This window comes from Pseudomonas mendocina (assembly GCF_003008615.1).
Taxonomy (GTDB): Bacteria; Pseudomonadota; Gammaproteobacteria; order Pseudomonadales; family Pseudomonadaceae; genus Aquipseudomonas; species Aquipseudomonas mendocina_C.
Genome location: NZ_CP027657.1, coordinates 3,396,280 through 3,419,085 on the forward strand (window position 1 = coordinate 3,396,280; position 22,806 = coordinate 3,419,085).

Here is a 22,806-nt window from a genome sequence, read left to right on the forward strand (position 1 = left end):
CGTGTCGTTGATCGCTTCCGACCAATTCCGCATCGTTGTCGGCCTCGGCAAGAGCGGCATGTCCCTGGTGCGCTTCCTGGCGCGCCAGGGCGTGCGCTTTGCCGTGGCCGATACGCGCGCGAATCCGCCGGAGCTGGAAGCGCTCAAGCGTGACTACCCGCAGGTGGAAGTGCGCTGCGGTGAGCTGGACGTGGACTTCCTCTGCCGCGCCTCGGAGCTGTACGTGAGTCCGGGCCTGGCCGTGGCCACCCCGGCACTGGCGGAAGCGGCTGCGCGTGGCGTGAAGTTGTCCGGTGATATCGATCTGTTCGCTCGTCATGCCAAGGCGCCGATCGTCGCCATCACCGGCTCCAACGCCAAGAGCACCGTTACCACGCTGGTCGGTGAGATGGCTGCCGCGGCGGGCAAGCGTGTCGCGGTCGGCGGCAACCTGGGAATGCCGGCGCTCGACCTGCTCAGCGACGATATCGAGCTGTACGTGCTGGAGCTGTCCAGCTTCCAGCTGGAAACCACCGAGCAGTTGAACGCTGAAGTGGCCACCTGCCTGAACGTCAGCGAAGACCACATGGATCGCTACAGCGGCCTGCCGGCTTATCACCTGGCCAAGCACCGCATTTTCCGTGGCGCCCGCCAGGTGGTGGTGAATCGTGATGATGCGCTGTCACGCCCGCTGATCGCCGACCAGGTTACCTGCTGGGAATTCGGCCTGGGCAAGCCGGACTTCAAGCGTTTCGGCCTGCTGGAAGAGCAGGGCGAGAAGTACCTGGCCTTCCGTTTCGAGGCGTTGCTGCCAACCGCCGAGCTGAAGATTCGTGGCGCGCACAATCAGTCCAATGCGCTGGCGGCGCTGGCGCTCGGTAATGCCGTAGGCCTGCCGATGGACGCCATGCTGAGCACCCTGCGCCAGTTCGCTGGTCTGCCGCACCGTTGCCAGTGGGTGCGTGAGCGCGGCGACGTGAGTTATTACGACGATTCCAAGGCCACCAACGTCGGTGCGGCGCTGGCGGCCATCGAAGGCCTGGGCGCCGATATCGCAGGCAAGCTGGTGCTGATCGCCGGTGGCGATGGCAAGGGCGCCGACTTCTCTGCGCTCAAGACCCCGGTCGCGCGGTTCTGCCGTGCAGTGGTGTTGTTGGGGCGCGATGCCGAGCGAATCGCCGAAGCGCTGGGCGATGCTGCGCCGCTGGTACGGGTGAAAACCCTCGATGAGGCTGTGCAGCGTTGCAGTGAACTGGCCGAAGCGGGCGATGCCGTGCTGCTGTCGCCGGCTTGCGCCAGCCTGGACATGTTCAAGAACTTCGAAGAACGCGGGCGCCTGTTCGCCCTGGCTGTGGAGGGGCTGTTCTGATGCTGGCCTTCCTGCACATCCGCCCCTCGCCGCTGTTGGGACGCGGCTTCGATGTCGACTTCCCGATGCTGGCTGGTTGCCTCGGTCTGCTGGGGCTGGGCCTGGTGATGATCACTTCGGCTTCCTCGGAAGTGGCGGCGGCGCTGTCCGGCAATCCGCTGTACCACATGATCCGTCACCTGGTTTACCTGGTCATCGGCCTGGGCGCCGCCGGCATCGTGCTGATGATCCCGATGAGTTTCTGGCAGCGCTACGGCTGGATGATGCTGCTGGCGGCCTTTGGCCTGCTGGTGCTGGTGCTGATCCCGGGTATCGGCCGTGAGGTCAACGGTGCACGGCGTTGGATCGGTTTTGGCGCCTTCAACGTGCAACCTTCGGAAATCGCCAAGGTGTTCGTGGTCGTCTACCTGGCCGGTTATCTGGTACGCCGCCAGGAAGAGGTGCGCGAAAGCTGGATGGGCTTCTTCAAGCCTTTCGTCGTGCTGCTGCCGATGGCTGGCCTGCTGCTGCTGGAGCCGGACTTCGGCGCCACCGTGGTGATGATGGGCGCGGCCATGGCCATGCTGTTCCTTGGTGGTGTCGGCATGCTGCGCTTCGGCCTGATGGTGGCGTTGGCCGTCGGCGCGGTGTTCGTCCTGGTACAGACTCAGGAATACCGCCTGCAGCGACTGATCACCTTCACCGACCCCTGGGCCGACCAGTACGGTTCCGGTTACCAGTTGACCCAGGCGCTGATCGCCTTCGGCCGTGGTGAATGGTTCGGCGTTGGTCTGGGCAACAGCATCCAGAAGCAGTTCTATCTGCCGGAAGCGCATACTGACTTCGTTTTCTCGGTATTGGCCGAAGAGCTGGGTTTCGTTGGTGCGCTGGCGACTCTGGCGTTGTTCGTCTTCGTCTGCGTACGTGGCCTGTACATCGGCCTGTGGGCGGAGAAGGCCAAGCAGTTCTTCTCAGCCTACGTGGCCTATGGGCTGTCCTTCCTGTGGATCGGCCAGTTCCTGATCAATATCGGTGTGAATACCGGCCTGCTGCCGACCAAGGGGCTGACCCTGCCATTTCTCAGTTATGGCGGCTCGTCGCTGGTGATCTGCTGCGTCAGCCTGGCGGTGCTGCTGCGTATCGAGTGGGAGCGGCGCAACGTGCTCGGCAATGAGGACGTGGAGTTCAGCGAAGCGGATTTCGCCGAGCCGGAGCAGGAGGTGGCCCATGCGCGGTAACGTCCTGATCATGGCTGGTGGTACCGGCGGCCACGTGTTCCCGGCGCTGGCTTGCGCACGTGAATTCCAGGCGCGTGGCTATACCGTGCATTGGCTGGGTACGCCGCGTGGCATCGAGAACGAACTGGTGCCGCAGGCGGGCTTGCCGCTGCACCTGATCAACGTCAGCGGCCTGCGTGGCAAGGGCAAGCTCTCCCTGCTCAAGGCGCCATTCCAGTTGCTGCGTTCGCTGCTGCAGGCGCGCCGCATCGTGCGCGAGTTGCAGCCGGTGTGCGTGCTCGGCATGGGCGGTTATGTCACCGGCCCTGGCGGGCTCGCTGCGCGCCTGGCAGGTGTGCCCCTGGTCATTCACGAGCAGAACGCCGTCGCCGGTACTGCCAATCGCCTGTTGTCGCGTATCGCCAATCGTATCTGCGAAGCCTTCCCGAACACCTTCGCGGCGTCCGACAAGCGGCGCACCACCGGTAACCCGGTGCGTGAAGAGCTTTTCCTGGAAACGCCACGCGAGCCGCTGGCCGGTCGTCAGCCGAAACTGCTGGTGCTGGGTGGCAGCCTGGGCGCCGAACCACTGAACAAGCTGCTGCCCGCAGCGCTGGAGAAGCTGTCTGCCGAACTGCGTCCGCAGGTGTTCCACCAGGCGGGCAAGCAGCACGCCGAAATCACTGCGGAGCGTTATCGCGATGCTGCGGTCGAAGCCGAGGTCGCGCCCTTCATCAAGGACATGGCTCGTGCCTATGGCTGGGCCGATCTGGTGATCTGCCGCGCTGGTGCGCTGACGGTCAGCGAACTCGCCGCCGCGGGTCTGCCGTCGATGCTGGTGCCCTTGCCGCATGCCATCGACGATCACCAGAGCCGCAATGCCGAATACCTGGCGAAGGAGGGCGCTGCCGTTCTTCTTCCGCAACATGCCACTGACGCGGCCAAGCTTGCCGCGCAGCTCACCGAGGTTCTGATGCACCTGGAAAAACTCACCGCCATGGGCGCTACTGCGCGTCGTCTGGCCAAACCCGATGCCACCCGCACGGTCGTTGACATCTGCCAGGAGGTGGCCCGTGGCTAAGTCTCCCGCCGCCGTTAAGGCTGAAGTCCGGCGCATGCGTCGTATCCGTCGTATCCACTTCGTCGGTATCGGTGGTGTGGGCATGTGCGGCATTGCCGAGGTGCTGCTCAACCTGGGTTACGAAGTATCCGGTTCCGACCTCAAGGCCTCAGCCGTTACCGAGCGCCTGAAGACCTTCGGTGCGCAGATCTTCATCGGCCATGCCGCGGAGAATGCCGAGCAGGCCGACGTGTTGGTGGTTTCCAGCGCCGTCAACACCAGCAACCCGGAAGTCGCCACAGCGCTGGAGCGTCGTATCCCGGTGGTGCCGCGTGCCGAGATGCTCGCCGAGCTGATGCGTTACCGCCACGGTATCGCGGTGGCCGGTACTCACGGCAAGACCACTACCACCAGCTTGCTGGCCTCGGTCTTTGCCGCTGGCGGCCTGGATCCGACCTTCGTCATCGGTGGCCGTCTGAATGCAGCGGGTACCAATGCCCAGCTCGGTTCCAGTCGTTTCCTGATCGCCGAGGCGGACGAGAGCGACGCCAGCTTCCTGCATCTGCAGCCGATGGTCTCGGTGGTCACCAATATCGATGCCGACCATATGAGCACCTATGGTGGCGACTTCAATGTACTGAAGAAGACCTTCATCGAATTCCTGCACAACCTGCCGTTCTACGGTTTGGCGGTGCTTTGCGTGGATGACCCGGTAGTGCGTGAGCTGCTGCCGCAGATCGGCCGCCCAACCGTCACCTACGGTTTCTCCGAAGACGCCGACGTGCGTGCCATCAATGTGCGTCAGGATGGCATGCGCACTTACTTCACCGTGTTGCGGCCGGACTGCGAGCCGCTCGACGTGTCGGTCAACATGCCCGGCAATCACAACGTGCTCAACGCGCTGGCGACCATCGCCATCGCCACTGACGAAGGTATCGACGACAGTGCCATCGTCGCCGGTCTGTCGGGCTTCCAGGGCGTCGGTCGGCGCTTCCAGGTCTATGGCGAGCTACCGGTCGACGGCGGCAGTGTGATGCTGGTGGACGACTACGGCCACCACCCACGTGAAGTGGCGGCGGTGATCAAGGCTGTGCGTGGTGGCTGGCCGGAGCGGCGCCTGGTGATGGTTTACCAGCCGCACCGCTACAGCCGTACCCGCGATCTGTACGACGATTTCGTGCAGGTGCTGAGCGAAGCCAATGTACTGCTGCTGGTCGAGGTCTATCCGGCGGGCGAGGAACCGATTCCCGGCGCCGATAGCCGGCAGATGTGCCACAGCATCCGTCAGCGCGGTCAGCTCGACCCGATCTACGTAGAGCGTGGCGCCGATCTGGCGCCGCTGCTTAAGCCTCTGCTGCGTGCCGGTGACATCCTGCTGTGCCAGGGCGCTGGCGATATCGGCGCGGTGGCGCCGCAACTGATCAAGCACCCGCTGTTCGTGGGGGAGTCGAAATGAGTTTGCACAGTACCCTCGATCCCAAGGCTTTTGGCCGTGTCGCCGTACTGTTCGGCGGCAAGAGCGCCGAGCGTGAGGTGTCGCTGAAATCCGGCAATGCCGTGCTCAGTGCCCTGCAGGCGGGTGGTGTGGATGCCTTCGGTATCGACGTGGGCGATGATTTCCTGGCTCGCCTGAACAGCGAGAAGATCGACCGCGCCTTCATCGTGCTGCACGGCCGTGGTGGTGAGGATGGTTCCATGCAGGGCCTGCTCGAGTGCGCCGGCATTCCCTACACCGGTAGCGGCATCCTTGCCTCTGCGCTGGCCATGGACAAGCTGCGTACCAAGCAGGTCTGGCACAGCCTCGGCCTGCCGACCCCGCGTCATGCCGTGCTGACCTCGCAAGCCGATTGCGAAGCCGCGGCTGCCGAACTGGGTTTCCCGCTGATCGTCAAGCCGGCCCATGAAGGCTCCAGCATCGGCATGGCCAAGGTGGAGAGCGTCGAGGCGCTGATCGCTGCCTGGCAGGATGCTGCCCGCTACGACAGCCAGGTGCTGGTCGAGCAGTGGATTGCCGGCCCCGAGTACACCATCGCCGTGTTGCGTGGCGAAGTGCTGCCGCCCATTGGGCTCGGCACACCGCATACCTTCTACGACTACGACGCCAAGTACCTGGCCGATGACACCCAGTACCGCATTCCCTGTGGCCTGTCTGCCGAGAAGGAGGCCGAGCTCAAGGAGCTGACCGCGCGCGCCTGTGAGGCCGTGGGCACTCAGGGCTGGGCGCGTGCCGATGTGATGCAGGATGCCAGCGGCCAGTTCTGGCTGCTGGAAGTGAATACCGTACCGGGCATGACCGATCACAGCCTGGTGCCAATGGCCGCGCGTGCTGCCGGTCTGGATTTCCAGCAGTTGGTGCTGGCGATCCTGGCTGACAGCGTCGAGGCGAGGGGTTAAGCGATGAGCATCGCTCTGCGTCATCAGGACTCGCTGAGGGCTCCGCAACGCGGCAAGCCCGCGCCGCGTGGCGCCAGCCGTCTGGTGGCCAAGGAGCCGATGCGCCTGCGTTTGCCCAAGCCGGATTTTTCCTGGGTTGGCCGTTTGCTCTGGCCGTTGCTGCTGGTTGGCCTGGGTTTCGGCGCCTACGAGGGGGCCCAGCGTCTGCTGCCTTATGCCGACCGCCCGATTGCGCGCATCAGCGTGCAGGGCGACCTGGCTTATATCAGTCAGCAGGCGGTGCAGCGCCGGATCGCGCCATTCATCGAGGCGAGCTTCTTCAGTGTCGATCTGCGCGGCATGCGCGAAGAGTTGGAGCGCATGCCCTGGATCGCCCATGCCGAAGTACGCCGCGTCTGGCCGGATCAGATCGACGTGCGCCTGGAAGAGCAACTGCCGATTGCCCGTTGGGGCGATGAGGCGCTGCTCAACAACCAGGGCCAGGCGTTCGCGCCGCAGGAGCTGGATAACTACCAGCATCTGCCGCAGTTGTCTGGCCCGAAACGCGCGCAGCCCAAGGTGATGCAGCAGTACCAGATGCTCAGCCAGTTGTTGCGGCCGATGGGGTTTACCGTGGTCGGGCTGCAGTTGCGTGAGCGTGGCAGCTGGTTCCTCTCGGCTACCGAGAATGCCAGCGGCCAGCGCATCGACATCCTGCTGGGGCGTGATCACGTGGTGGAAAAAATGCGTCGTTTTGCCGCGATTTACGAGCGGGAACTGAAAGAACAGAGCGCGAATATCGCGCGCATCGACCTGCGTTATGCCAACGGCCTGGCCGTGGCCTGGCGTGAGCCGGTGGAGCCGGCTGCGGCCGAGCAGAAAGTGAATTGAGGAGAGGCAGGACTAATGAGTAGCGCGCAGAGCGGCAAGATGATCGTTGGCCTGGACATCGGCACCTCCAAGGTGGTGGCGCTGGTGGGTGAGGTGACGGCCGACGGCCAGCTGGAAATCGTCGGTATCGGCACGCATCCGTCGCGCGGGCTGAAGAAGGGCGTGGTGGTCAATATCGAGTCCACCGTGGCCTCGATCCAGCGTGCGGTGGAAGAGGCGCAGCTGATGGCCGGTTGCCGTATCCACTCGGCGTTCGTCGGTGTGGCCGGCAATCACATTCGCAGCCTGAACAGCCATGGCATCGTCGCCATCCGCGACCGCGAAGTCAGCCCGGCGGATATCGAACGCGTACTCGACGCCGCTCAGGCCGTGGCCATTCCGGCGGATCAGCGCGTGCTGCACACCCTGGCGCAGGATTACGTGATCGACAACCAGGAAGGCGTGCGCGAGCCGCTGGGTATGTCTGGTGTGCGTCTGGAGGCCAAGGTGCATGTGGTCACCTGCGCCGTGAATGCCTCGCAGAACATCGAGAAGTGCGTGCGTCGCTGTGGCCTGGAAGTCGACGACATCATCCTCGAGCAGCTCGCATCGGCCTATTCGGTACTGACCGAAGACGAGAAGGAGCTGGGCGTGTGCCTGGTGGACATCGGCGGTGGTACCACCGATATCGCCATCTTCACCGAAGGTGCGATCCGTCATACCGCGGTCATTCCGATCGCCGGCGATCAGGTCACCAACGACATCGCCATGGCCCTGCGTACGCCGACCCAGTACGCCGAGGAAATCAAGATCCGTTACGCCTGCGCCCTGGCCAAACTGGCCGGCGCCGGCGAGACCATCAAGGTACCGAGCGTCGGTGATCGTCCGCCGCGTGACCTGTCGCGCCAGTCGCTGGCCGAGGTGGTCGAGCCGCGTTACGACGAACTGTTCACCCTGATCCAGGCCGAGCTGCGTCGCAGTGGCTACGAGGATCTGATTCCAGCCGGCATCGTCATGACTGGCGGCACGGCGAAGATGGAAGGGGCGGTCGAGCTGGCCGAGGAAATCTTCCACATGCCCGTACGACTTGGTGTGCCGCACAGCGTCAAGGGCATGGCCGATGTGGTGCGCAACCCGATTTATTCCACCGGTGTGGGGCTGCTCCTGTACGGACTGCAGAAGCAGAACGACGGCATCTCCATTTCGGTAGGCAGTCCTTATCAGGACGAAACCAAGACCCCGGTACTCGAGCGCATCAAGCGCTGGGTGCAAGGTAATTTCTAAATTTGCAGTAGGCGTTACAACTAGAAAGGAAGGAGAGGGATCATGTTCGAACTAGTAGACAACATTCCACAAAGTGCGGTGATCAAGGTCATCGGTGTCGGTGGTGGCGGCGGTAACGCGGTCAATCACATGGCGGTCAGCAACATCGAGGGCGTCGAGTTCATCTGCGCCAACACCGATGCGCAGGCGCTGAAGAACATCGGTGCGCGCACCGTACTGCAGCTCGGCCCAGGCGTGACCAAGGGCCTGGGTGCTGGCGCCAATCCGGAGGTCGGTCGTCAGGCCGCGCTGGAAGACCGCGAGCGCATCGCTGAAGTGCTGCAGGGCACCGACATGGTGTTCATCACCACCGGTATGGGTGGTGGTACCGGTACTGGCGCTGCGCCGGTGATCGCCGAGGTGGCCAAGGAAATGGGCATCCTCACCGTTGCGGTGGTGACTCGCCCGTTCCCGTTCGAGGGCAAGAAGCGCATGGTCATTGCCGATGAAGGCATCCGCGCGCTGGCCGAGAGCGTCGACTCGCTGATCACCATCCCGAACGAAAAACTGCTGACCATTCTCGGTAAGGACGCCAGCCTGCTGTCGGCTTTCGCCAAGGCCGATGACGTGCTGGCCGGTGCCGTACGCGGTATCTCCGACATCATCAAGCGTCCGGGCATGATCAACGTCGACTTCGCCGACGTGAAGACCGTGATGAGCGAGATGGGCATGGCGATGATGGGCACCGGCTGCGCCAGCGGTCCGAACCGTGCTCGCGAAGCCACTGAGGCTGCTATCCGCAACCCGCTGCTGGAAGACGTCAACCTGCAGGGCGCGCGCGGCATCCTGGTCAACATCACTGCCGGTCCGGATCTGTCCCTGGGTGAGTACTCCGATGTGGGTAACATCATCGAACAATTCGCTTCCGAGCAAGCCACCGTCAAGGTCGGCACCGTGATCGACGCCGACATGCGCGACGAACTGCACGTCACTGTGGTCGCCACTGGCCTCGGCGCGCGCATGGAGAAGCCGGTCAAGGTGATCGACAACACCGTGCAGGTCGCCGTCAGCCAGCCAGTTGCCCAGCAGCCCGCCGCGCCTGCGCGCAGCGAGCAATCGGTCAACTACAAGGACTACGAGCGTCCGACCGTACAGCGTCAGAGCCACGGTGGCGCAGCGACTGCAGCCAAGCTCAATACCCAGGATGATCTCGATTATCTGGATATTCCGGCTTTCCTGCGTCGTCAGGCTGATTGATGGAATGTATCAGGAGTATGAAGGTGATTGGTGTTCAGCAAAGGTCGGTTCTGCTATCATTCCCGACCATTGTTGAAAACAGTTCGCAACTAGCGATATAGCGGCCAAGCCATGATCAGACAACGCACCCTGAAGAACATCATCCGTGCCACCGGCGTTGGCCTGCATTCGGGGGAGAAGGTTTACCTGACCCTGAAGCCGGCACCGGTGGATACCGGTATCGTGTTCCGTCGCACCGACCTCGACCCCGTGGTGGAAATCCGCGCGCTGGCCGGGAACGTCGGTGAAACCACCATGTCGACCACGTTGATCAATGGTGACGTCAAGGTGGATACGGTAGAGCATCTGCTTTCGGCCATGGCAGGCCTGGGCATCGATAACGCCTACGTCGAGCTCTCCGCGTCCGAAGTGCCGATCATGGATGGCAGCGCCGGTCCCTTTGTATTCCTGATTCAATCCGCTGGCCTGCAGGAGCAGGACGCGCCGAAGAAGTTCATCCGCATCCTGCGCGAAGTGACGGTGGTGGAGGGCGACAAACGCGCCACCTTCGTACCTTTCGATGGGTTCAAGGTGAGCTTCGAGATCGACTTCGATCACCCCGTATTCCGCAATCGTACGCAGAGCGCCAGTGTGGATTTCTCCAGCACGTCTTTCGTCAAGGAAGTCAGTCGGGCCCGCACCTTCGGTTTCATGCGTGACATCGAGTTTCTGCGTTCGCAGAACCTGGCACTCGGCGGTAGCGTGGAGAACGCCATCGTGGTCGACGAGCATCGCGTGCTCAACGAAGACGGCCTGCGTTACGAGGACGAATTCGTCAAACACAAGATTCTCGATGCCATCGGTGATCTGTACCTGCTGGGCAACAGCCTGATTGGCGAGTTCAAGGGCTTCAAGTCCGGTCACGCACTGAACAACCGTTTGCTGCGCACCCTGATCGAACAGACTGACGCCTGGGAAATGGTGACCTTCGAGGACGCCAAGCTCGCACCGATCTCTTACATGCGCCCGGTAGCGGCCGTGTAAACGAACTCTCTTTCCTGCTTCAATTTGAGGCCACCTTCGGGTGGCCTCTTTTTTTCGTAGGGTGTCGCGGGGCCGCCCAGGCCGTGCGCACTGATCCCCCATAGCAATTGGTGCGTCCCACCCTACGGATTTACCGACGAACGGAAAAAGGGCGTTATTGGTCTTTCAGCGTGTGGCTGGCCAGCCGCTCGAGCGCGGCGCGCAGCCTGGGGTCGCGGATGCCTTCAGCACCTGCCTGGATACTTTGGGCGGCGCTATTGGACAGGTGAATGGTGCGACCGGTTCCGCGATTCGGCCCGACTTGAGGTTGCACCTTGAACAGGATTTTCGTTAAGGTCGCGAATTCTTCGAGCATCTGTAGTTGTCGTTGCAATCTTCTTTGCTGATAACGCAGGCGTGTTGCCCAGTGGCCATCGGTCACTATCAATAGCAAACAGCCGTTGTTCCAGGACGCTACATGACAGTGTTCCCGGGCGGCAGGTTGTAGCTGGCTTTCGACAAGACGCTGCAAGTTGGTCAGGCGTTGCGCCTGACCGAACAGCGCTTTCAGGGGCTTGGCTTCGCGTAACAGCGCAGCGGGTGCCTGGGCCGGCAAGGGACGGAACGACATGGCAGGAGGCCTTAGATTGCAGAGCCATCATGGTAGCAGAGCCTGCTGCCGGTCTGTGTTCTGCCAGTAAGGGGAAGCCATGCAAATCATTCTTTTAAATAGTCGACACGGCTGCGCACGAACGATCAATCTCGATCTGCGCTGGTTGTTGTTGGCGTCGTTTCTCCTCTTGATATCGAGCTTGGGCGCAGGTGCGGCGGTGGGTGCCAAGTGGCTGACGGCCGATCCGGTGGTCGATAACCGCCTGGCAGAGGCGCTCGATCAGCAGCGCGAGCAGGTCGGTGTGGTACGACAGGATGCCCAGCGCCAACTGGATGCTTTCGCCGTCCATGTCGCTGAACTGCAGGCGCGGCTGACCCGTCTCGATGCCCTCGGTGAACGGCTCACCGAACTGGCGGAGCTGGATGCGGGCGAGTTCGACTTTTCCCTCAGTGTCGGTCAGGGCGGTGCGGAAGATGCGCTCGGCGCCTCGGCCTATGCGCCTCCGCCATTCATGAATGCCCTGGACGATCTGGCGTTGCGCGTCGAGAGTCGCGAGCATCAGCTGGAAGTGCTGGAGCAGTTGCTCGGCGAGCGCCGCCTGAACGAAGCGGAAACGCTCTCGGGACGCCCAGTCCTGCAAGGCTATGTGTCCTCGCCGTTCGGTCGTCGCGTACATCCGCTCACCGGGCGTGCCAGTGTGCACAAGGGCATCGACTTCGCTGCCAAGCCAGGTAGCGACGTGGTGTCGGTCGCCGCTGGTGTGGTGACTTTCTCCGGCAAGAAAAGCGGCTATGGCAATACGGTGGAAATCAGCCATGCCGATGGCTATGTCACCCTCTACGCGCACAACCAGAGCAACACGGTACAGATCGGTGATCTGGTGCAGCGCGGTCAGACCATCGCCAAGGTCGGTCGTAGTGGTCGCTCCACTGGTTATCACGTGCATTTCGAGGTCAGCAAGGGGGGCCGTCAGGTCAACCCGGCGCTGTATATCGCGCGCACCAATGGGGCTGAATGAGGGCGCGCGTAGCGCCCCTTGAATTCCATTCAATCGCCCCCATCTATTTCGGCATGCCGCGTCTCGGCTTTCCCCGAGGCTGGTGCGGTGTGCGCCATCATGCGGTAGCAATGGGCTGACAACGTCACTTTCATCCCCGGCGTTTCCGGGTAGAATGCCCCCTTCGCCTGCAGCCATGCTGGCTGCCTGGTCGCGGTTTGCGCCGACCTCCATCCATTCGCCGGAAGATCCTGTCGATATGTTTGCGCCTCTGTTGAAAAAACTTTTCGGAAGCAAGAATGAGCGTGAAGTCAAACGCATGCTCAAGGCGGTGCAGTCCGTCAACGTCCTCGAAGAACAGATGATCGCCCTCTCGGACGAGCAACTGCGTGGCAAGACCGAAGAGTTCAAGGCCCGTCTGGCCAAGGGCGAAACCCTCGACCAGTTGCTTCCCGAAGCCTTTGCCGTGGCCCGTGAGGCCGGCAAGCGCGTGATGGGCATGCGTCACTTCGACGTGCAGTTGATCGGGGGTATGACCCTGCACGAAGGCAAGATCGCCGAGATGCGTACCGGTGAGGGTAAAACCCTGGTGGGTACCCTGGCCGTTTACCTCAACGCACTGTCCGGCAAGGGCGTGCATGTGGTGACCGTCAACGAATACCTGGCTCGCCGCGATGCCAACTGGATGCGTCCGCTGTATGAATTCCTCGGTCTGACGGTGGGTATCGTCACCCCATTCCAGCCGCCGGAAGAAAAGCGCGCCGCCTATGCTGCCGATATCACCTACGGCACCAACAACGAGTTCGGTTTCGATTACCTGCGCGACAACATGGCTTTCAGCGTGGAGGACAAGTTCCAGCGCGATCTGAATTTCGCCGTGATCGACGAAGTTGACTCGATCCTGATCGACGAAGCCCGTACCCCGCTGATCATTTCCGGCCAGGCCGAAGACAGCTCCAAGCTGTACATCGAGATCAACAAGCTGATCCCTCGCCTCAAGCAGCATATCGAGGAAGAAGAAGGCGTCGTCACCCAGGAAGGCCATTACAAGGTCGACGAGAAGACCCGCCAGGTCGAACTCAACGAGGCAGGCCACCAGTACGTCGAAGAGATGCTCACCGCGGCCGGTATGCTGGCCGAAGGCGAGAGTCTCTACTCCGCGCACAACCTGGGCCTGCTGACTCACGTCTATGCGGGCTTGCGCGCCCACACCCTGTTTCATCGTAACGTCGAGTACATCGTGCAGAACGGTCAGGTCATCCTGATCGATGAGCACACCGGCCGTACCATGCAGGGTCGTCGCCTGTCCGAAGGCCTGCACCAGGCGATCGAGGCCAAGGAAGGGGTGAACATTCAGGCCGAAAGCCAGACCTTGGCTTCGACCACCTTCCAGAACTATTTCCGCCTCTACAACAAGCTCTCGGGCATGACCGGCACTGCCGATACCGAAGCCTTCGAGTTCCGCCAGATCTACGGTCTGGACGTGATGGTGATTCCGACCAACAAGCCGATCGCGCGTAAGGACTTCAACGACCTGGTCTACCTGACCCAGGAAGAGAAGTACCAGGCGATCATCGCCGACATCAAGGAATGCCAGGCCCAGGGCCGACCGATCCTGGTCGGCACCGCGACCATCGAGACTTCCGAGTACGTATCGAGGCTGCTTGAGAAGGAAGGCATCGAGCACAAGGTGCTCAACGCCAAGTTCCACGACAAGGAAGCCGAGATCATCGCGCAGGCCGGTCGTCCGGGCGCGCTGACCATCGCCACCAACATGGCCGGTCGTGGTACCGACATCCTGCTGGGCGGCAACTGGGAAGTGGAAGTCGCGGCGCTGGAAAACCCTACCGACGAGCAGGTCGCGCAGATCAAGGCCGAGTGGCAGAAGCGTCACCAGCAGGTGATCGAGGCCGGCGGCCTGCATGTGATCGCCTCCGAGCGTCACGAGTCGCGTCGTATCGACAACCAGCTGCGTGGCCGTGCCGGTCGTCAGGGTGACCCGGGTTCCAGCCGTTTCTACCTGTCGCTGGAAGATAACCTGATGCGTATCTTCGCCTCGGATCGGGTGAAGAACTTCATGAAGGCCCTGGGCATGCAATCCGGCGAGGCCATCGAGCATCGCATGGTCACCAACGCCATCGAGAAGGCCCAGCGCAAGGTCGAGGGCCGTAACTTCGACATGCGTAAGCAACTGCTCGAGTTCGACGACGTGGCCAACGAGCAGCGCAAGGTGATCTACCACATGCGCAACAGCCTGCTGGCTGCCGAGAGCGTTGGCGAGACCATTGCCGAATTCCGCGAAGAAGTGCTGACCGCTGCGATCAACAGCCACATTCCGCCGCAGTCGATGGCCGAGCAGTGGGACGTCGCCGGTCTGGAGTCCGTGCTGTACAGCGACTTCGCTATCAAGCTGCCGATCCAGCAGTGGCTGGACGAAGACGACAAACTCTACGAAGAGACCCTGCGCGAGCGCATCCTTGCCGAGCTGCTGGCCGCCTACAACGAGAAGGAAACCCAGGCCAGCGCCGAGGCCCTGCGTACCTTCGAGAAGCAGATTCTGCTGCGTGTGCTGGATGACCTGTGGAAGGATCACCTGTCGACCATGGATCATCTGCGTCACGGTATTCACCTGCGTGGTTACGCGCAGAAGAACCCCAAGCAGGAATACAAGCGCGAGTCCTTCGCCCTGTTCCAGGAGTTGCTGGAGTCGATCAAGCGCGACGCTATCCGTGTACTGAGCCACGTTCAGGTACGTCGCGAAGATCCGGCCGAAGAAGAAGCCCGTCTGCGTCGCGAAGCCGAGGCCATGGCCGAGCGCATGCAGTTCCAGCATGCCGATGCTTCGGCGCTGGCGGCTGAACAGAACAGCGGCGAGGAAGGTGACGTGGCTGTTGCCAGTGCGCCAGTGCGTGCCGAGCAGAAGGTCGGCCGCAATGAGCCGTGCCCCTGTGGTTCGGGCAAGAAGTACAAGCACTGCCACGGCCAGATCGGCTGATCGTAGACACCTGCTTGCAGTAGAGGGCGCTTCGGCTATGCTGTCGCCGCCCTGACAACGCCGCGAACGGCTCAGCCGCTCGCGGCGTTTTACCATCTCATTCGGTCGCTGAGGCGGCCACCGCACACTTGAAGGAGCGCACCTCATGGCTGTTGGTCTTGGCCCGCTGTCTACCCTGCACCCTGTTCCTGGTTTCGAACTGGGCATCGCTTCGGCCGGCATCAAGCGCCCCGGGCGCAAGGATGTGGTGGTGATGCGCTGTGCCGAGGGCTCGCGCATTGCCGGGGTGACCACGACCAATGCCTTCTGCGCCGCGCCGGTACTGATTACCCGTGAGCGCCTCGGTGGCGAAGTGCGTTATCTGCTGACCAATACCGGCAATGCCAACGCCGGCACCGGTGCTGATGGCCTGGCACGCGCCCGTCGTTCCTGCGCGCGCCTGGCGGAACTGACTGGGGTGGCGGAGAGCGCCGTACTGCCGTTTTCCACCGGTGTGATCGGCGAACCGTTGCCAGTAGAGAAAATCGAATCTGCCCTGCAGGCCGCCCTGGATGACCTCAAGGCCGACAACTGGGAAGCCGCAGCCACCGGCATCATGACCACCGATACCCTGCCCAAGGGTGCCAGTCGTCAGTTCCAGCACGATGGCGTGACCGTCACCGTAACCGGTATCAGTAAGGGCGCCGGGATGATCCGTCCGAACATGGCCACCATGCTCGGCTACATCGCCACCGACGCCAAGGTCGCCAAGGGCGTGCTGCAGGATCTGGTGCGCGATGCGGCGAACAAGTCCTTCAACCGCATCACCATCGACGGTGATACGTCCACCAACGACTGCTGCATGCTGATCGCCACCGGCCAGGCGGCCCTGCCGGAAATCACCGAGGCCGCTGGCGAGCTGTTCGCCAAGCTCAAGCAAGCGGTTTTCGAGGTGTTCATGGAGGTGGCGCAGGCCATCGTCCGTGATGGTGAGGGGGCGACCAAGTTCGTCACCGTGCAGGTCAACGGTGGTGGTACCCATCAGGAATGCCTCGACGTGGCCTATGCCGTGGCTCATTCACCGCTGATCAAGACTGCGTTGTTCGCCTCCGACCCGAACTGGGGGCGTATCCTCGCTGCCGTTGGTTATGCCGGCGTGCCGCAGTTGGACGTGAGCAAGATCGACGTGTTCCTTGGTGAGGTCTGCATCGCCAGCAAGGGTTGCCGTGCAACCACTTACACAGAAGAGCAGGGCGCTGCAGTCATGGCGCGCGAAGAAATCACCATTCGTATCGAGTTGGGCCGCGGCACCTGCAGCGAAACCATCTGGACTACCGACCTGTCTCACGAATACGTGAAGATCAACGCCGAATACCGCACCTGATCCAAGCTGTTCAGAGGCCCATTCCCGCTGCTCATGCCCCCATGACCAGCGGGAATTTGCGTTTTTGGGGTTGGGCTTTTAACGTCCGTGGCAATTGAATGGTCGATGAAGGGAGCGCTCTGATGGCACTGCAACTGGTGGTGGGTGACAAGAATTATTCGTCGTGGTCGCTGCGTGCGGCATTGGCGGTCGACCTGAGCGGCGCTGCCTGTGATGAGGTGCTGGTGCGGCTCTTCCAGCCCGACAGCCGCGCCCGTTTGTTGCGTCACTCACCCACTGGCAAGGTGCCCGTGCTGATCACGGAGCAGGGGCCGATCTGGGATTCGCTGGCCATTGCCGAATACCTGGCTGAAACCTACCCCGATGCGCAGTTGTGGCCGCGCGACAGCTATGCACGGGCCGTGGCGCGCAGTGTTTGCGCCGAGATGCACAGCGGTTTCATCGCTCTGCGCAGCCATCTGCCGATGGATCTGGCACGTGACCAGGCGCTGGCCGAGATCCCCGCCGATGCGGCCGCGGACATCACCCGCATCTGCGCGCTATGGGCCGATTGCCGTAGCCGTTTTGGCAGCAGTGGCGAGTTCCTGTTCGGCCAGTTGAGCATCGCCGATGCCGTCTATGCTCCGGTGGCGGCGCGCCTGCGCAGTTATCGAGTGGAGCTGCCGGAGGTGGCGGCTGCCTACATCGAAAGTCTCTATCGCTGGCCGGCCTTTGAGCGCTGGTATCAGGCTGCTCTGCAGGAGAATCGTGGATGAAACGTGTTCATGTGGCCGCGGCGGTCATCCTGGCTGAGGACGGCCGCATCCTCATTGCCAAGCGTCCGGACGACAAGCACCAGGGCGGTCTCTGGGAGTTTCCGGGGGGCAAGGTGGAAGAGGGCGAGGATGTGCGCGTCGCCCTCGCACGTGAGCTGGAAGAAGAGTTGGGTATCCGGCCGACGGCGGCGCGGCCACTGATTCAGGTGCGCCATGATTATCCGGACAAGCAGGTACTGTTGGATGTCTGGGAGGTGTCGGCTTTCTCCGGTGAGCCGCATGGTGCGGAGGGCCAGCCGCTGGCGTGGGTGACCCAGCGGGAACTGCTCGACTATGAATTCCCGGCGGCCAATCGGCCCATTGTCGCCGCCGCACGGCTGCCCGCTGAGTATCTGATTACTCCGGAGGGGCTGGAACCTGCTGAGTTGATGGCTGGCGTGCGTGCGGCATTGGCGCAGGGTGCTCGCTTGATCCAGCTGCGGGCTCCGAAGATGTTCGACCCGCAGTACCGCGATCTGGCCGTGGACATACAGGGCCTGTGCGCCGGTAAGGCGCAACTGATGCTCAAGGGGCCGCTGGAATGGTTGGGCGATTTCCCGGCCGCTGGTTGGCACCTGACCGCCGAGCAACTGCGCAAGTACGCCAGCAGTGGTCGTCCGTTTCCCGAGCACCGCTGGTTGGCGGCGTCCTGCCACAGTGCCGAAGAACTGGCCCTGGCTGCGCAGATGGGCGTGGACTTCGTCACGCTGTCGCCAGTGCAGGCGACGGCGACTCATCCCGAGGCGCAGCCGCTTGGCTGGGACGCCGCCCGCGAATTGCTGGTCGGCTGCAACATCCCGGCTTATCTGCTCGGTGGTGTCGGGCCGGGTGATGTCGAGCGCGCCTGGCAGGCAGGGGCGCAAGGTGTCGCCGGTATCCGCGCGTTCTGGCCGGTGTAGGGGGCACCGTGCGCACCAAGCAAGCACCGCGGTATTCCCGGTGTGCACGGCGCACCCTGCCCAGCTAGTAAATGCCGTGTGACTCATGTCGCGTCACTGGGCGGCCCCGCGACACCCTACGGCTTGTCCGCCGCCTTCCACAGCACTTCGGCGATGCCCTGGCGCTTGGCGATCAGGCGGGCGGCGACGAACAGCAGGTCTGAGAGGCGGTTGACGTAGGCCAGGCCTTCGGCGCGTAGCGGCTCTACGGCGTTGAGGTGCTGGCAATGGCGTTCAGCACTGCGGGCGAAGCTGCGGCAGACATGGGCTTGTGCGATCAGGCGCGAGCCACCGGGCAGGATGAAGTTCTGCAACGGGCCGACCTCGTCGTTCCAGAGATCGATGGCTGCTTCCAGGCGTTCGATTTCGTCACTCTGCAACGCCTGGTAATCGGGCATGGCCAGCTCGCCACCGAGGTCGAACAGGCGGTGCTGACAAGGGGCCAGGGTCTCGATGATCTCTGCGAGCCCTGGCCATTGGCCCAATGCTTCCTGCAGATCGGCCAGCAGCAGGCCCAGTTGGCTATTCAGCGTATCGACTTCGCCGATGGCCTCGATACGTGGATGATCCTTGCCTACCCGGCGGCCATCGGCCAGGCCGGTCTCGCCTCTGTCGCCGGTACGCGTATAGATCTTGGAAAGACGGTAACCCATGGCTCAGTGCCCTGTGCTGGTATCGAAAGTGGCGTTCATCGGCAGTCGAAGGGTAAAGCAGGTGCCCTGGCCAGCGGTGGATTGCACTTCCATCTGTCCTTTGTGATTATTGGTGACGATGAAATAGGAAACGGCCAGACCTAGGCCGGTGCCCTGGCCGACTTCCTTGGTGGTGAAGAACGGTTCGAAGATGCGCTTGCGTACGGCCTCGCTCATGCCGGTGCCATTGTCCTCCACCTGAACCTCCGCCCAGTTGCCGGCCAGGCGCGTACGCAGGGTGATGCGCCCAGGCTCGTGGTCATCGTCACGTTGGTGGATGGCCTGTGCGGCATTTTTCAGCAGGTTGAGCAGCACCTGTTCAAGCTCATTGGCGGTCGCGGCCACTGGCCCCAGATTGGGGTCGAAGTCACGGACGATCTGCAGGGCCTTGAAGTCGAAACTGTCGGCCAGGTCGAAGTCGTTGCCGGCGATTTCCAGTGCCTGATCGATCAGCGCCGGCAAGTCGCAGGGCGCCAACTGGCGGTCGCTGCGGCGGCTGAAGCTGAGCATGTGGGTGACGATCTTGGCGGCGCGCTGACCGGCCTGCTGAATGCCATCGAGCAGGCGCGGTATCTCGCGTCCCTCCATATACCGTTCGATGGCCTGCAGGCTCACGCCAGCCTGCTCGGCCTGTTCCAGGTTCTTCTCCAGCTCGGGTGAGAGGCGTCGGCGAATGTTCTGCACGTTGTGCAGGATGGCGCCGAGCGGATTATTGATCTCGTGAGCCATGCCGGCAGCGAGGCCGCCGACGGAAAGCATCTTCTCCGATTGCACCATCATCTCTTCCAGCGAGAGACGCTGGGTGATGTCGTCGATGCGAATCACCACGCCACGCCCGGTGCCGCCCATCAGTGGGTAGAACGTCAGGGCGTAGTGCCGCGGCTCTTCGTTCTTGTGCCAGGTAACGCGCTCGATCTTCTCTACCCGGTGTTGTTCGGCCGTGCGCTTGAGCTTGGCGAGAAAGGGCTTGAGCGGCGGGAAGGCGAGGAATACCGGCTGGTTCAGCGCTTCGTCCAGGCGCGTGCCGGAGAGGACGCTGGCTTCCTGATTCCACTGGGTGACGTAGAGCTGTTCGTCGAGGGCGATCAGCGCCGAGGGCATGGAGTCGATGATGCTGTTGAGGTAGTTCTGGAAGCCGGTGAGCTTCTTCTCGATCTTGCTGCGAACCTGCACTTCCAGTTCCAGCTTGCGGTTGGAGTGGCGGGTTTCCTCGGCCAGGTTCTGTGCCTGGTCGAAGGCTTGCTGGGCATCGTCGCGGGCGCGTTTGAGCTGCTGTTCACGGGCCTCCATGCGCATCAGCATGGTGTTGAAGGCATCGGCCAGGCCGCCAATCTCATCGCGGTTGCCGCGGGTGGCACGCAGGGCATAGTTCTCCTCACGCGTAACCTGGCGCGACAGCTCCTCTAGGCGGCGGATCGGGCGAGTCACCAGGCGCTTGATCTGCCGGGCGACCAGTAGCCAGAGCAGCACGCTCAAGGCCAGGATCACCAGGCTGGCAGTCAGGGTGCCGGTATAGAACGCGCCCGGCAGTTCGCTGGAGGCCACCAGCAGCAGTGATCCGGGGCGCCCGCTGGGGTGGGGCAACTCCACCAGCAGATTGGTGCGAAAGGCCGTTTCCCGCCAGCTCTCCAGTTCGCTCAGCTGTTGAGGCAGGCGCAGTTTTTCGCCGCGTTGCAACTGCGCCAGGCTGACGCCGTTGCTGTCGTAGATCACCGCTGCACGCAGCGGCGCGTAATCGTCCAGACGCTTGAGCAGGGCTTCGGCCGAGGCGGGCGAGTACAAGGCTTCCTTGCTCAACGCCGGGCTGGCGATCAGCCGGCCGAGCGTATGCAGGGCCTGTGGCGCCATGCTCTGCTGGGTGATCCAGTAGGCTGCGCTGATAAAGGTCAGGTTGGCGATCAACAGTACGGCGGCGACCAGCACCAGCAGTGCCGCGAGCAACTTGCGGCCGACGGGAAGATTTTCGAGGTGCTGGCGCAGTTTCATCGGGTTGTCGTGGCGATGGGTGGAAGCGGCAGGTTAGCGCGGCTGTCTGGCCATTGCCACGTCAATGCGGCACTCATGTAGGGCAGGTGCAACCCGCCAGACTGCGAGTGGCGGGTTACACCCGCCCTGCCGCCTTAATCCAGAGGCAGGCCATGCTCGCGCAGGTGATCCAGTAGTCGCTGTTGCAGATGATGCAGATGCGGCAGGTGCAGGTCGTGACGCTGGGCGGCGGCGCAGGCGTAGCCGAGCAGGTAGGCGATTTCGGTGCGTCGGCCCTGGGCGACGTCCTGGTGCATCGAGGAGTAGTTGGCCGCTGTCGCGACGATCACGCGCAGGACTTCGTCATGGAGGTTGTCAGCGGCGGCAGGTTGGCCACAGCGTTTCAGCAGTTCGCTGAGTTCAGCGCAGAGCGTAGCGACCTCGGCCGGATGCTCACGCAGATCACCATTACGGCAGTCGTAGAGCACGGTCAGCGGATTGATCGCGCAGTTCAGCGCCAGCTTGCGCCACAGCCGCATAAGAATGTCCGCGGTCCACTGATGGGCGATACCGGCTCGTTGCAGCTCATCCAGCCAGGCGGGGGGCTGCGGATTTTCCGGGTCACCCAGCCAGGTATGGCCGTGACCGGCGAACACCACCTGGAAGTCAGCCTGGCGAAACGCGCCTTCCGTGCTGGAGGCGAACAGGCAGCGTCGTCCCGGCAGGCGTTGGGCGACGGCCTGCTGGCTGCCCAGGCCGTTTTGCAGCAGCAACAGTTCGGCGCCTTCGACCAGACGTGGCGCCAGCTCGGCCACGGCACTTTCGGCGTCATAGGCTTTGCAGGCCAGCAACAGGCGCTGGATGGGCGTCTTGCTCTGCGGTAACTCGGCGGTGATGGAGTATTGGCTGGCGTGGCCGCCCTCGATCAAGGTCAGGCCGCCAGCGGCCTGGTAGGCGGCCAAGCGCTCATGGTTGCGCAGGATCAACCTTACCGGTACGCCTGCGCGGGCCAGACGGGCAGCCCAGAGCGTGCCCAGGCTGCCGGCACCGAGAACGTGCCAGGTCATGGTAGCGGCAGGCGCATGGCAGCCACGCGGCCGCTGGCGTAGGACTCTGCCAGCAGGTTTTCCGCGTGCTGGATCAGTTGCTCGGGTGTGGTCGGCAGTGCCTTGGCGTCCAGCCCGACCAGGCTGATACCGGCCTTGAGCGTGATGAAGCCTTCGCTGGTCTTGAACGCCTTGAGATTGAGGCCTTCGTGCAGGCGCTTGAAACTGCTCGGCGAGCACTCGTGAAGGTCTTCGAGCAAGGTGATCAGGCCGAAGTGGTCATCATCAAGGCGCGTGAGCACGTCCAGGGGCCGCACCAGTTGCTGCAATCTGCGCGCGGCGCTGTGCAGCAGCTCATTGTAGAAACGATCACCGTACTGGTTGCGCAGCTGGCCAGCGTCCTGCAAGCCGATCAGCAGATAGCACACGGCACCGCCGCGTGACTCGATCTGGCGCAGGCTGTCGGTCAGTTTCTGCCGCAGGTAACGCGGGTTGCCCAGGCCGGTGAGCGGGTCGACCAGGTTGCGCCGCTCCAGGCTGGCGATGTTCTGCGTGAGCATGCGGTTTTCGTGGAGCAGGCGCTGCAGGGTGTTGCACAGGCGATCGGCGGCGAACACGCGCGGCACCAGTTGCTCGTTCATCGCCGCTTTGCTGATGAAGTCGTCGACGCCACGGTCGAAGGCCTCGCTCAGCACGTTCTCGCCTTCCTTGCCGGTGAGCAGGATGACGTAGGTGTAGTGGTCGGCAGTTTCGTCCAGCTGGCGTACGCGCGTAGTCAATTCCAGGCCATCCATCTCGGGCATCAGCCAGTCGGCCAGAAGCACGCTGGCGGGGCGTTGTTCGAGCAACTGCAGCGCCTCGGCTGCGCTGCTGGCGAAGCGTACGTCCTGATAGCCGGCCTGACTCAGAGCGCGACCGATCATGGCGCTGGAGAACTTGGCATCGTCCACCACCAGGATGCTGAGATGGGGGTTGGGCATGGGGCAGGCTCGCAGGCAGATAGGAAGGACGCCAAACGGCGTGTATGAGACTGG

At 62.9% G+C, this 22,806-nt stretch carries 18 protein-coding genes and 1 pseudogene; 14 read left to right on the forward strand and 5 right to left on the reverse strand.

What is annotated here, in order from left to right:
• Nucleotide 1 precedes the first annotated feature (1 nt).
• The 9 genes from murD (at nt 2) to lpxC (ending at nt 10,390) form a co-directional block, all read left to right on the forward strand.
• Nucleotides 2-1,348 carry a UDP-N-acetylmuramoyl-L-alanine--D-glutamate ligase gene (gene murD, locus C7A17_RS15870; RefSeq protein WP_106738924.1) on the forward strand — a complete coding sequence of 449 codons (1,347 nt, stop codon included), beginning with the start codon at nt 2-4 and terminating at the stop codon, nt 1,346-1,348.
• The gene (ftsW, locus tag C7A17_RS15875; protein ID WP_106738925.1) at nt 1,348-2,565 is read left to right on the forward strand and encodes a putative lipid II flippase FtsW; all 1,218 of its coding nucleotides are present in this window, start codon (nt 1,348-1,350) and stop codon (nt 2,563-2,565) included. Before murD ends, ftsW begins: the two co-directional genes overlap by 1 nt.
• The gene (gene murG / locus C7A17_RS15880; protein ID WP_106738926.1) at nt 2,555-3,625 is read left to right on the forward strand and encodes an undecaprenyldiphospho-muramoylpentapeptide beta-N-acetylglucosaminyltransferase; all 1,071 of its coding nucleotides are present in this window, start codon (nt 2,555-2,557) and stop codon (nt 3,623-3,625) included. The genes ftsW and murG overlap by 11 nt, the downstream gene beginning before the upstream one ends.
• Before the next feature lie 34 nt (nt 3,626-3,659).
• Nucleotides 3,660-5,060, forward strand: coding sequence for a UDP-N-acetylmuramate--L-alanine ligase (murC, locus tag C7A17_RS15885; protein WP_234035945.1), 1,401 nt, complete (start codon nt 3,660-3,662; stop codon nt 5,058-5,060).
• Nucleotides 5,057-5,998 carry a D-alanine--D-alanine ligase gene (locus tag C7A17_RS15890; RefSeq protein WP_106738928.1) on the forward strand — a complete coding sequence of 314 codons (942 nt, stop codon included), beginning with the start codon at nt 5,057-5,059 and terminating at the stop codon, nt 5,996-5,998. Before murC ends, C7A17_RS15890 begins: the two co-directional genes overlap by 4 nt.
• 3 nt (nt 5,999-6,001) lie before the next feature.
• Entirely contained in the window at nt 6,002-6,868 is an 867-nt protein-coding gene (locus tag C7A17_RS15895) for a cell division protein FtsQ/DivIB (RefSeq protein ID WP_106738929.1), read from the forward strand.
• Between the two features lie 15 nt (nt 6,869-6,883).
• Complete coding sequence (ftsA, locus tag C7A17_RS15900; RefSeq protein WP_106738930.1) at nt 6,884-8,131, forward strand: cell division protein FtsA; 1,248 nt, start codon at nt 6,884-6,886, stop codon at nt 8,129-8,131.
• A gap of 42 nt (nt 8,132-8,173) precedes the next feature.
• Nucleotides 8,174-9,367 carry a cell division protein FtsZ gene (ftsZ, locus tag C7A17_RS15905; protein ID WP_106738931.1) on the forward strand — a complete coding sequence of 398 codons (1,194 nt, stop codon included), beginning with the start codon at nt 8,174-8,176 and terminating at the stop codon, nt 9,365-9,367.
• Nucleotides 9,368-9,478: 111 nt separating this feature from the next.
• Entirely contained in the window at nt 9,479-10,390 is a 912-nt protein-coding gene (lpxC, locus tag C7A17_RS15910; protein WP_106738932.1) for a UDP-3-O-acyl-N-acetylglucosamine deacetylase, read from the forward strand.
• A 154-nt stretch (nt 10,391-10,544) separates the two neighbouring features.
• Here the strand turns inward: lpxC and C7A17_RS15915 are convergent, their stop codons facing one another.
• On the reverse strand, nt 10,545-11,000 hold the full coding sequence (locus C7A17_RS15915; protein WP_106738933.1) for a DciA family protein: 456 nt from the start codon (nt 10,998-11,000) through the stop codon (nt 10,545-10,547).
• 79 nt (nt 11,001-11,079) lie between these two features.
• Here C7A17_RS15915 and C7A17_RS15920 point away from each other — a divergent pair, with 79 nt between their 5' ends.
• The 5 genes from C7A17_RS15920 to C7A17_RS15940 all read left to right on the forward strand — a co-directional run bounded on the left by C7A17_RS15920 (nt 11,080) and on the right by C7A17_RS15940 (nt 18,030).
• Nucleotides 11,080-12,000 carry a M23 family metallopeptidase gene (locus tag C7A17_RS15920; RefSeq protein WP_106738934.1) on the forward strand — a complete coding sequence of 307 codons (921 nt, stop codon included), beginning with the start codon at nt 11,080-11,082 and terminating at the stop codon, nt 11,998-12,000.
• Nucleotides 12,001-12,238: 238 nt separating this feature from the next.
• The gene (gene secA, locus C7A17_RS15925; protein ID WP_106742967.1) at nt 12,239-14,974 is read left to right on the forward strand and encodes a preprotein translocase subunit SecA; all 2,736 of its coding nucleotides are present in this window, start codon (nt 12,239-12,241) and stop codon (nt 14,972-14,974) included.
• Nucleotides 14,975-15,119: 145 nt separating this feature from the next.
• Nucleotides 15,120-16,337, forward strand: a complete 1,218-nt coding sequence (gene argJ / locus C7A17_RS15930) for a bifunctional glutamate N-acetyltransferase/amino-acid acetyltransferase ArgJ (protein ID WP_106738935.1) — start codon at nt 15,120-15,122, stop codon at nt 16,335-16,337.
• 122 nt (nt 16,338-16,459) lie between these two features.
• Complete coding sequence (locus C7A17_RS15935; protein ID WP_106738936.1) at nt 16,460-17,092, forward strand: glutathione S-transferase family protein; 633 nt, start codon at nt 16,460-16,462, stop codon at nt 17,090-17,092.
• On the forward strand, nt 17,089-18,030 hold the full coding sequence (locus tag C7A17_RS15940) for a Nudix family hydrolase (RefSeq protein ID WP_106738937.1): 942 nt from the start codon (nt 17,089-17,091) through the stop codon (nt 18,028-18,030). Before C7A17_RS15935 ends, C7A17_RS15940 begins: the two co-directional genes overlap by 4 nt.
• Before the next feature lie 116 nt (nt 18,031-18,146).
• Here the strand turns inward: C7A17_RS15940 and C7A17_RS15945 are convergent, their stop codons facing one another.
• The 4 genes and pseudogenes from C7A17_RS15945 to C7A17_RS15960 all read right to left on the reverse strand — a co-directional run.
• Nucleotides 18,147-18,722: a cob(I)yrinic acid a,c-diamide adenosyltransferase gene (locus tag C7A17_RS15945; protein WP_106738938.1), complete on the reverse strand. Its 576-nt coding sequence runs from the start codon at nt 18,720-18,722 to the stop codon at nt 18,147-18,149.
• A 3-nt stretch (nt 18,723-18,725) separates the two neighbouring features.
• The gene (locus tag C7A17_RS15950) at nt 18,726-20,747 is read right to left on the reverse strand and encodes a HAMP domain-containing sensor histidine kinase (RefSeq protein WP_106738939.1); all 2,022 of its coding nucleotides are present in this window, start codon (nt 20,745-20,747) and stop codon (nt 18,726-18,728) included.
• 134 nt (nt 20,748-20,881) lie between these two features.
• Nucleotides 20,882-21,793 (reverse strand): putative 2-dehydropantoate 2-reductase, encoded by a 912-nt coding sequence (locus C7A17_RS15955; RefSeq protein WP_106738940.1) that lies wholly within the window; start codon nt 21,791-21,793, stop codon nt 20,882-20,884.
• A pseudogene (locus C7A17_RS15960) lies at nt 21,790-22,755 on the reverse strand (GGDEF domain-containing response regulator); the annotation flags it as partial. The pseudogene C7A17_RS15960 and the gene C7A17_RS15955, both read right to left, overlap by 4 nt.
• Nucleotides 22,756-22,806: the final 51 nt, after the last annotated feature.

What these genes read in the sequence shown, in the direction of transcription:
- ftsW (WP_106738925.1), top strand. Translation starts at nt 1,348, where the DNA reads ATGCTGGCCTTCCTGCACATCCGCCCCTCGCCGCTGTTGGGACGCGGC.
- C7A17_RS15950 (WP_106738939.1), bottom strand. Translation starts at nt 20,747, where the DNA reads ATGAAACTGCGCCAGCACCTCGAAAATCTTCCCGTCGGCCGCAAGTTG.
- C7A17_RS15945 (WP_106738938.1), bottom strand. Translation starts at nt 18,722, where the DNA reads ATGGGTTACCGTCTTTCCAAGATCTATACGCGTACCGGCGACAGAGGC.
- C7A17_RS15895 (WP_106738929.1), top strand. Translation starts at nt 6,002, where the DNA reads ATGAGCATCGCTCTGCGTCATCAGGACTCGCTGAGGGCTCCGCAACGC.
- ftsZ (WP_106738931.1), top strand. Translation starts at nt 8,174, where the DNA reads ATGTTCGAACTAGTAGACAACATTCCACAAAGTGCGGTGATCAAGGTC.
- secA (WP_106742967.1), top strand. Translation starts at nt 12,239, where the DNA reads ATGTTTGCGCCTCTGTTGAAAAAACTTTTCGGAAGCAAGAATGAGCGT.
- murG (WP_106738926.1), top strand. Translation starts at nt 2,555, where the DNA reads ATGCGCGGTAACGTCCTGATCATGGCTGGTGGTACCGGCGGCCACGTG.
- lpxC (WP_106738932.1), top strand. Translation starts at nt 9,479, where the DNA reads ATGATCAGACAACGCACCCTGAAGAACATCATCCGTGCCACCGGCGTT.
- C7A17_RS15935 (WP_106738936.1), top strand. Translation starts at nt 16,460, where the DNA reads ATGGCACTGCAACTGGTGGTGGGTGACAAGAATTATTCGTCGTGGTCG.
- C7A17_RS15890 (WP_106738928.1), top strand. Translation starts at nt 5,057, where the DNA reads ATGAGTTTGCACAGTACCCTCGATCCCAAGGCTTTTGGCCGTGTCGCC.
- ftsA (WP_106738930.1), top strand. Translation starts at nt 6,884, where the DNA reads ATGAGTAGCGCGCAGAGCGGCAAGATGATCGTTGGCCTGGACATCGGC.
- C7A17_RS15955 (WP_106738940.1), bottom strand. Translation starts at nt 21,793, where the DNA reads ATGACCTGGCACGTTCTCGGTGCCGGCAGCCTGGGCACGCTCTGGGCT.
- C7A17_RS15915 (WP_106738933.1), bottom strand. Translation starts at nt 11,000, where the DNA reads ATGTCGTTCCGTCCCTTGCCGGCCCAGGCACCCGCTGCGCTGTTACGC.
- C7A17_RS15920 (WP_106738934.1), top strand. Translation starts at nt 11,080, where the DNA reads ATGCAAATCATTCTTTTAAATAGTCGACACGGCTGCGCACGAACGATC.
- murC (WP_234035945.1), top strand. Translation starts at nt 3,660, where the DNA reads ATGCGTCGTATCCGTCGTATCCACTTCGTCGGTATCGGTGGTGTGGGC.
- C7A17_RS15940 (WP_106738937.1), top strand. Translation starts at nt 17,089, where the DNA reads ATGAAACGTGTTCATGTGGCCGCGGCGGTCATCCTGGCTGAGGACGGC.
- argJ (WP_106738935.1), top strand. Translation starts at nt 15,120, where the DNA reads ATGGCTGTTGGTCTTGGCCCGCTGTCTACCCTGCACCCTGTTCCTGGT.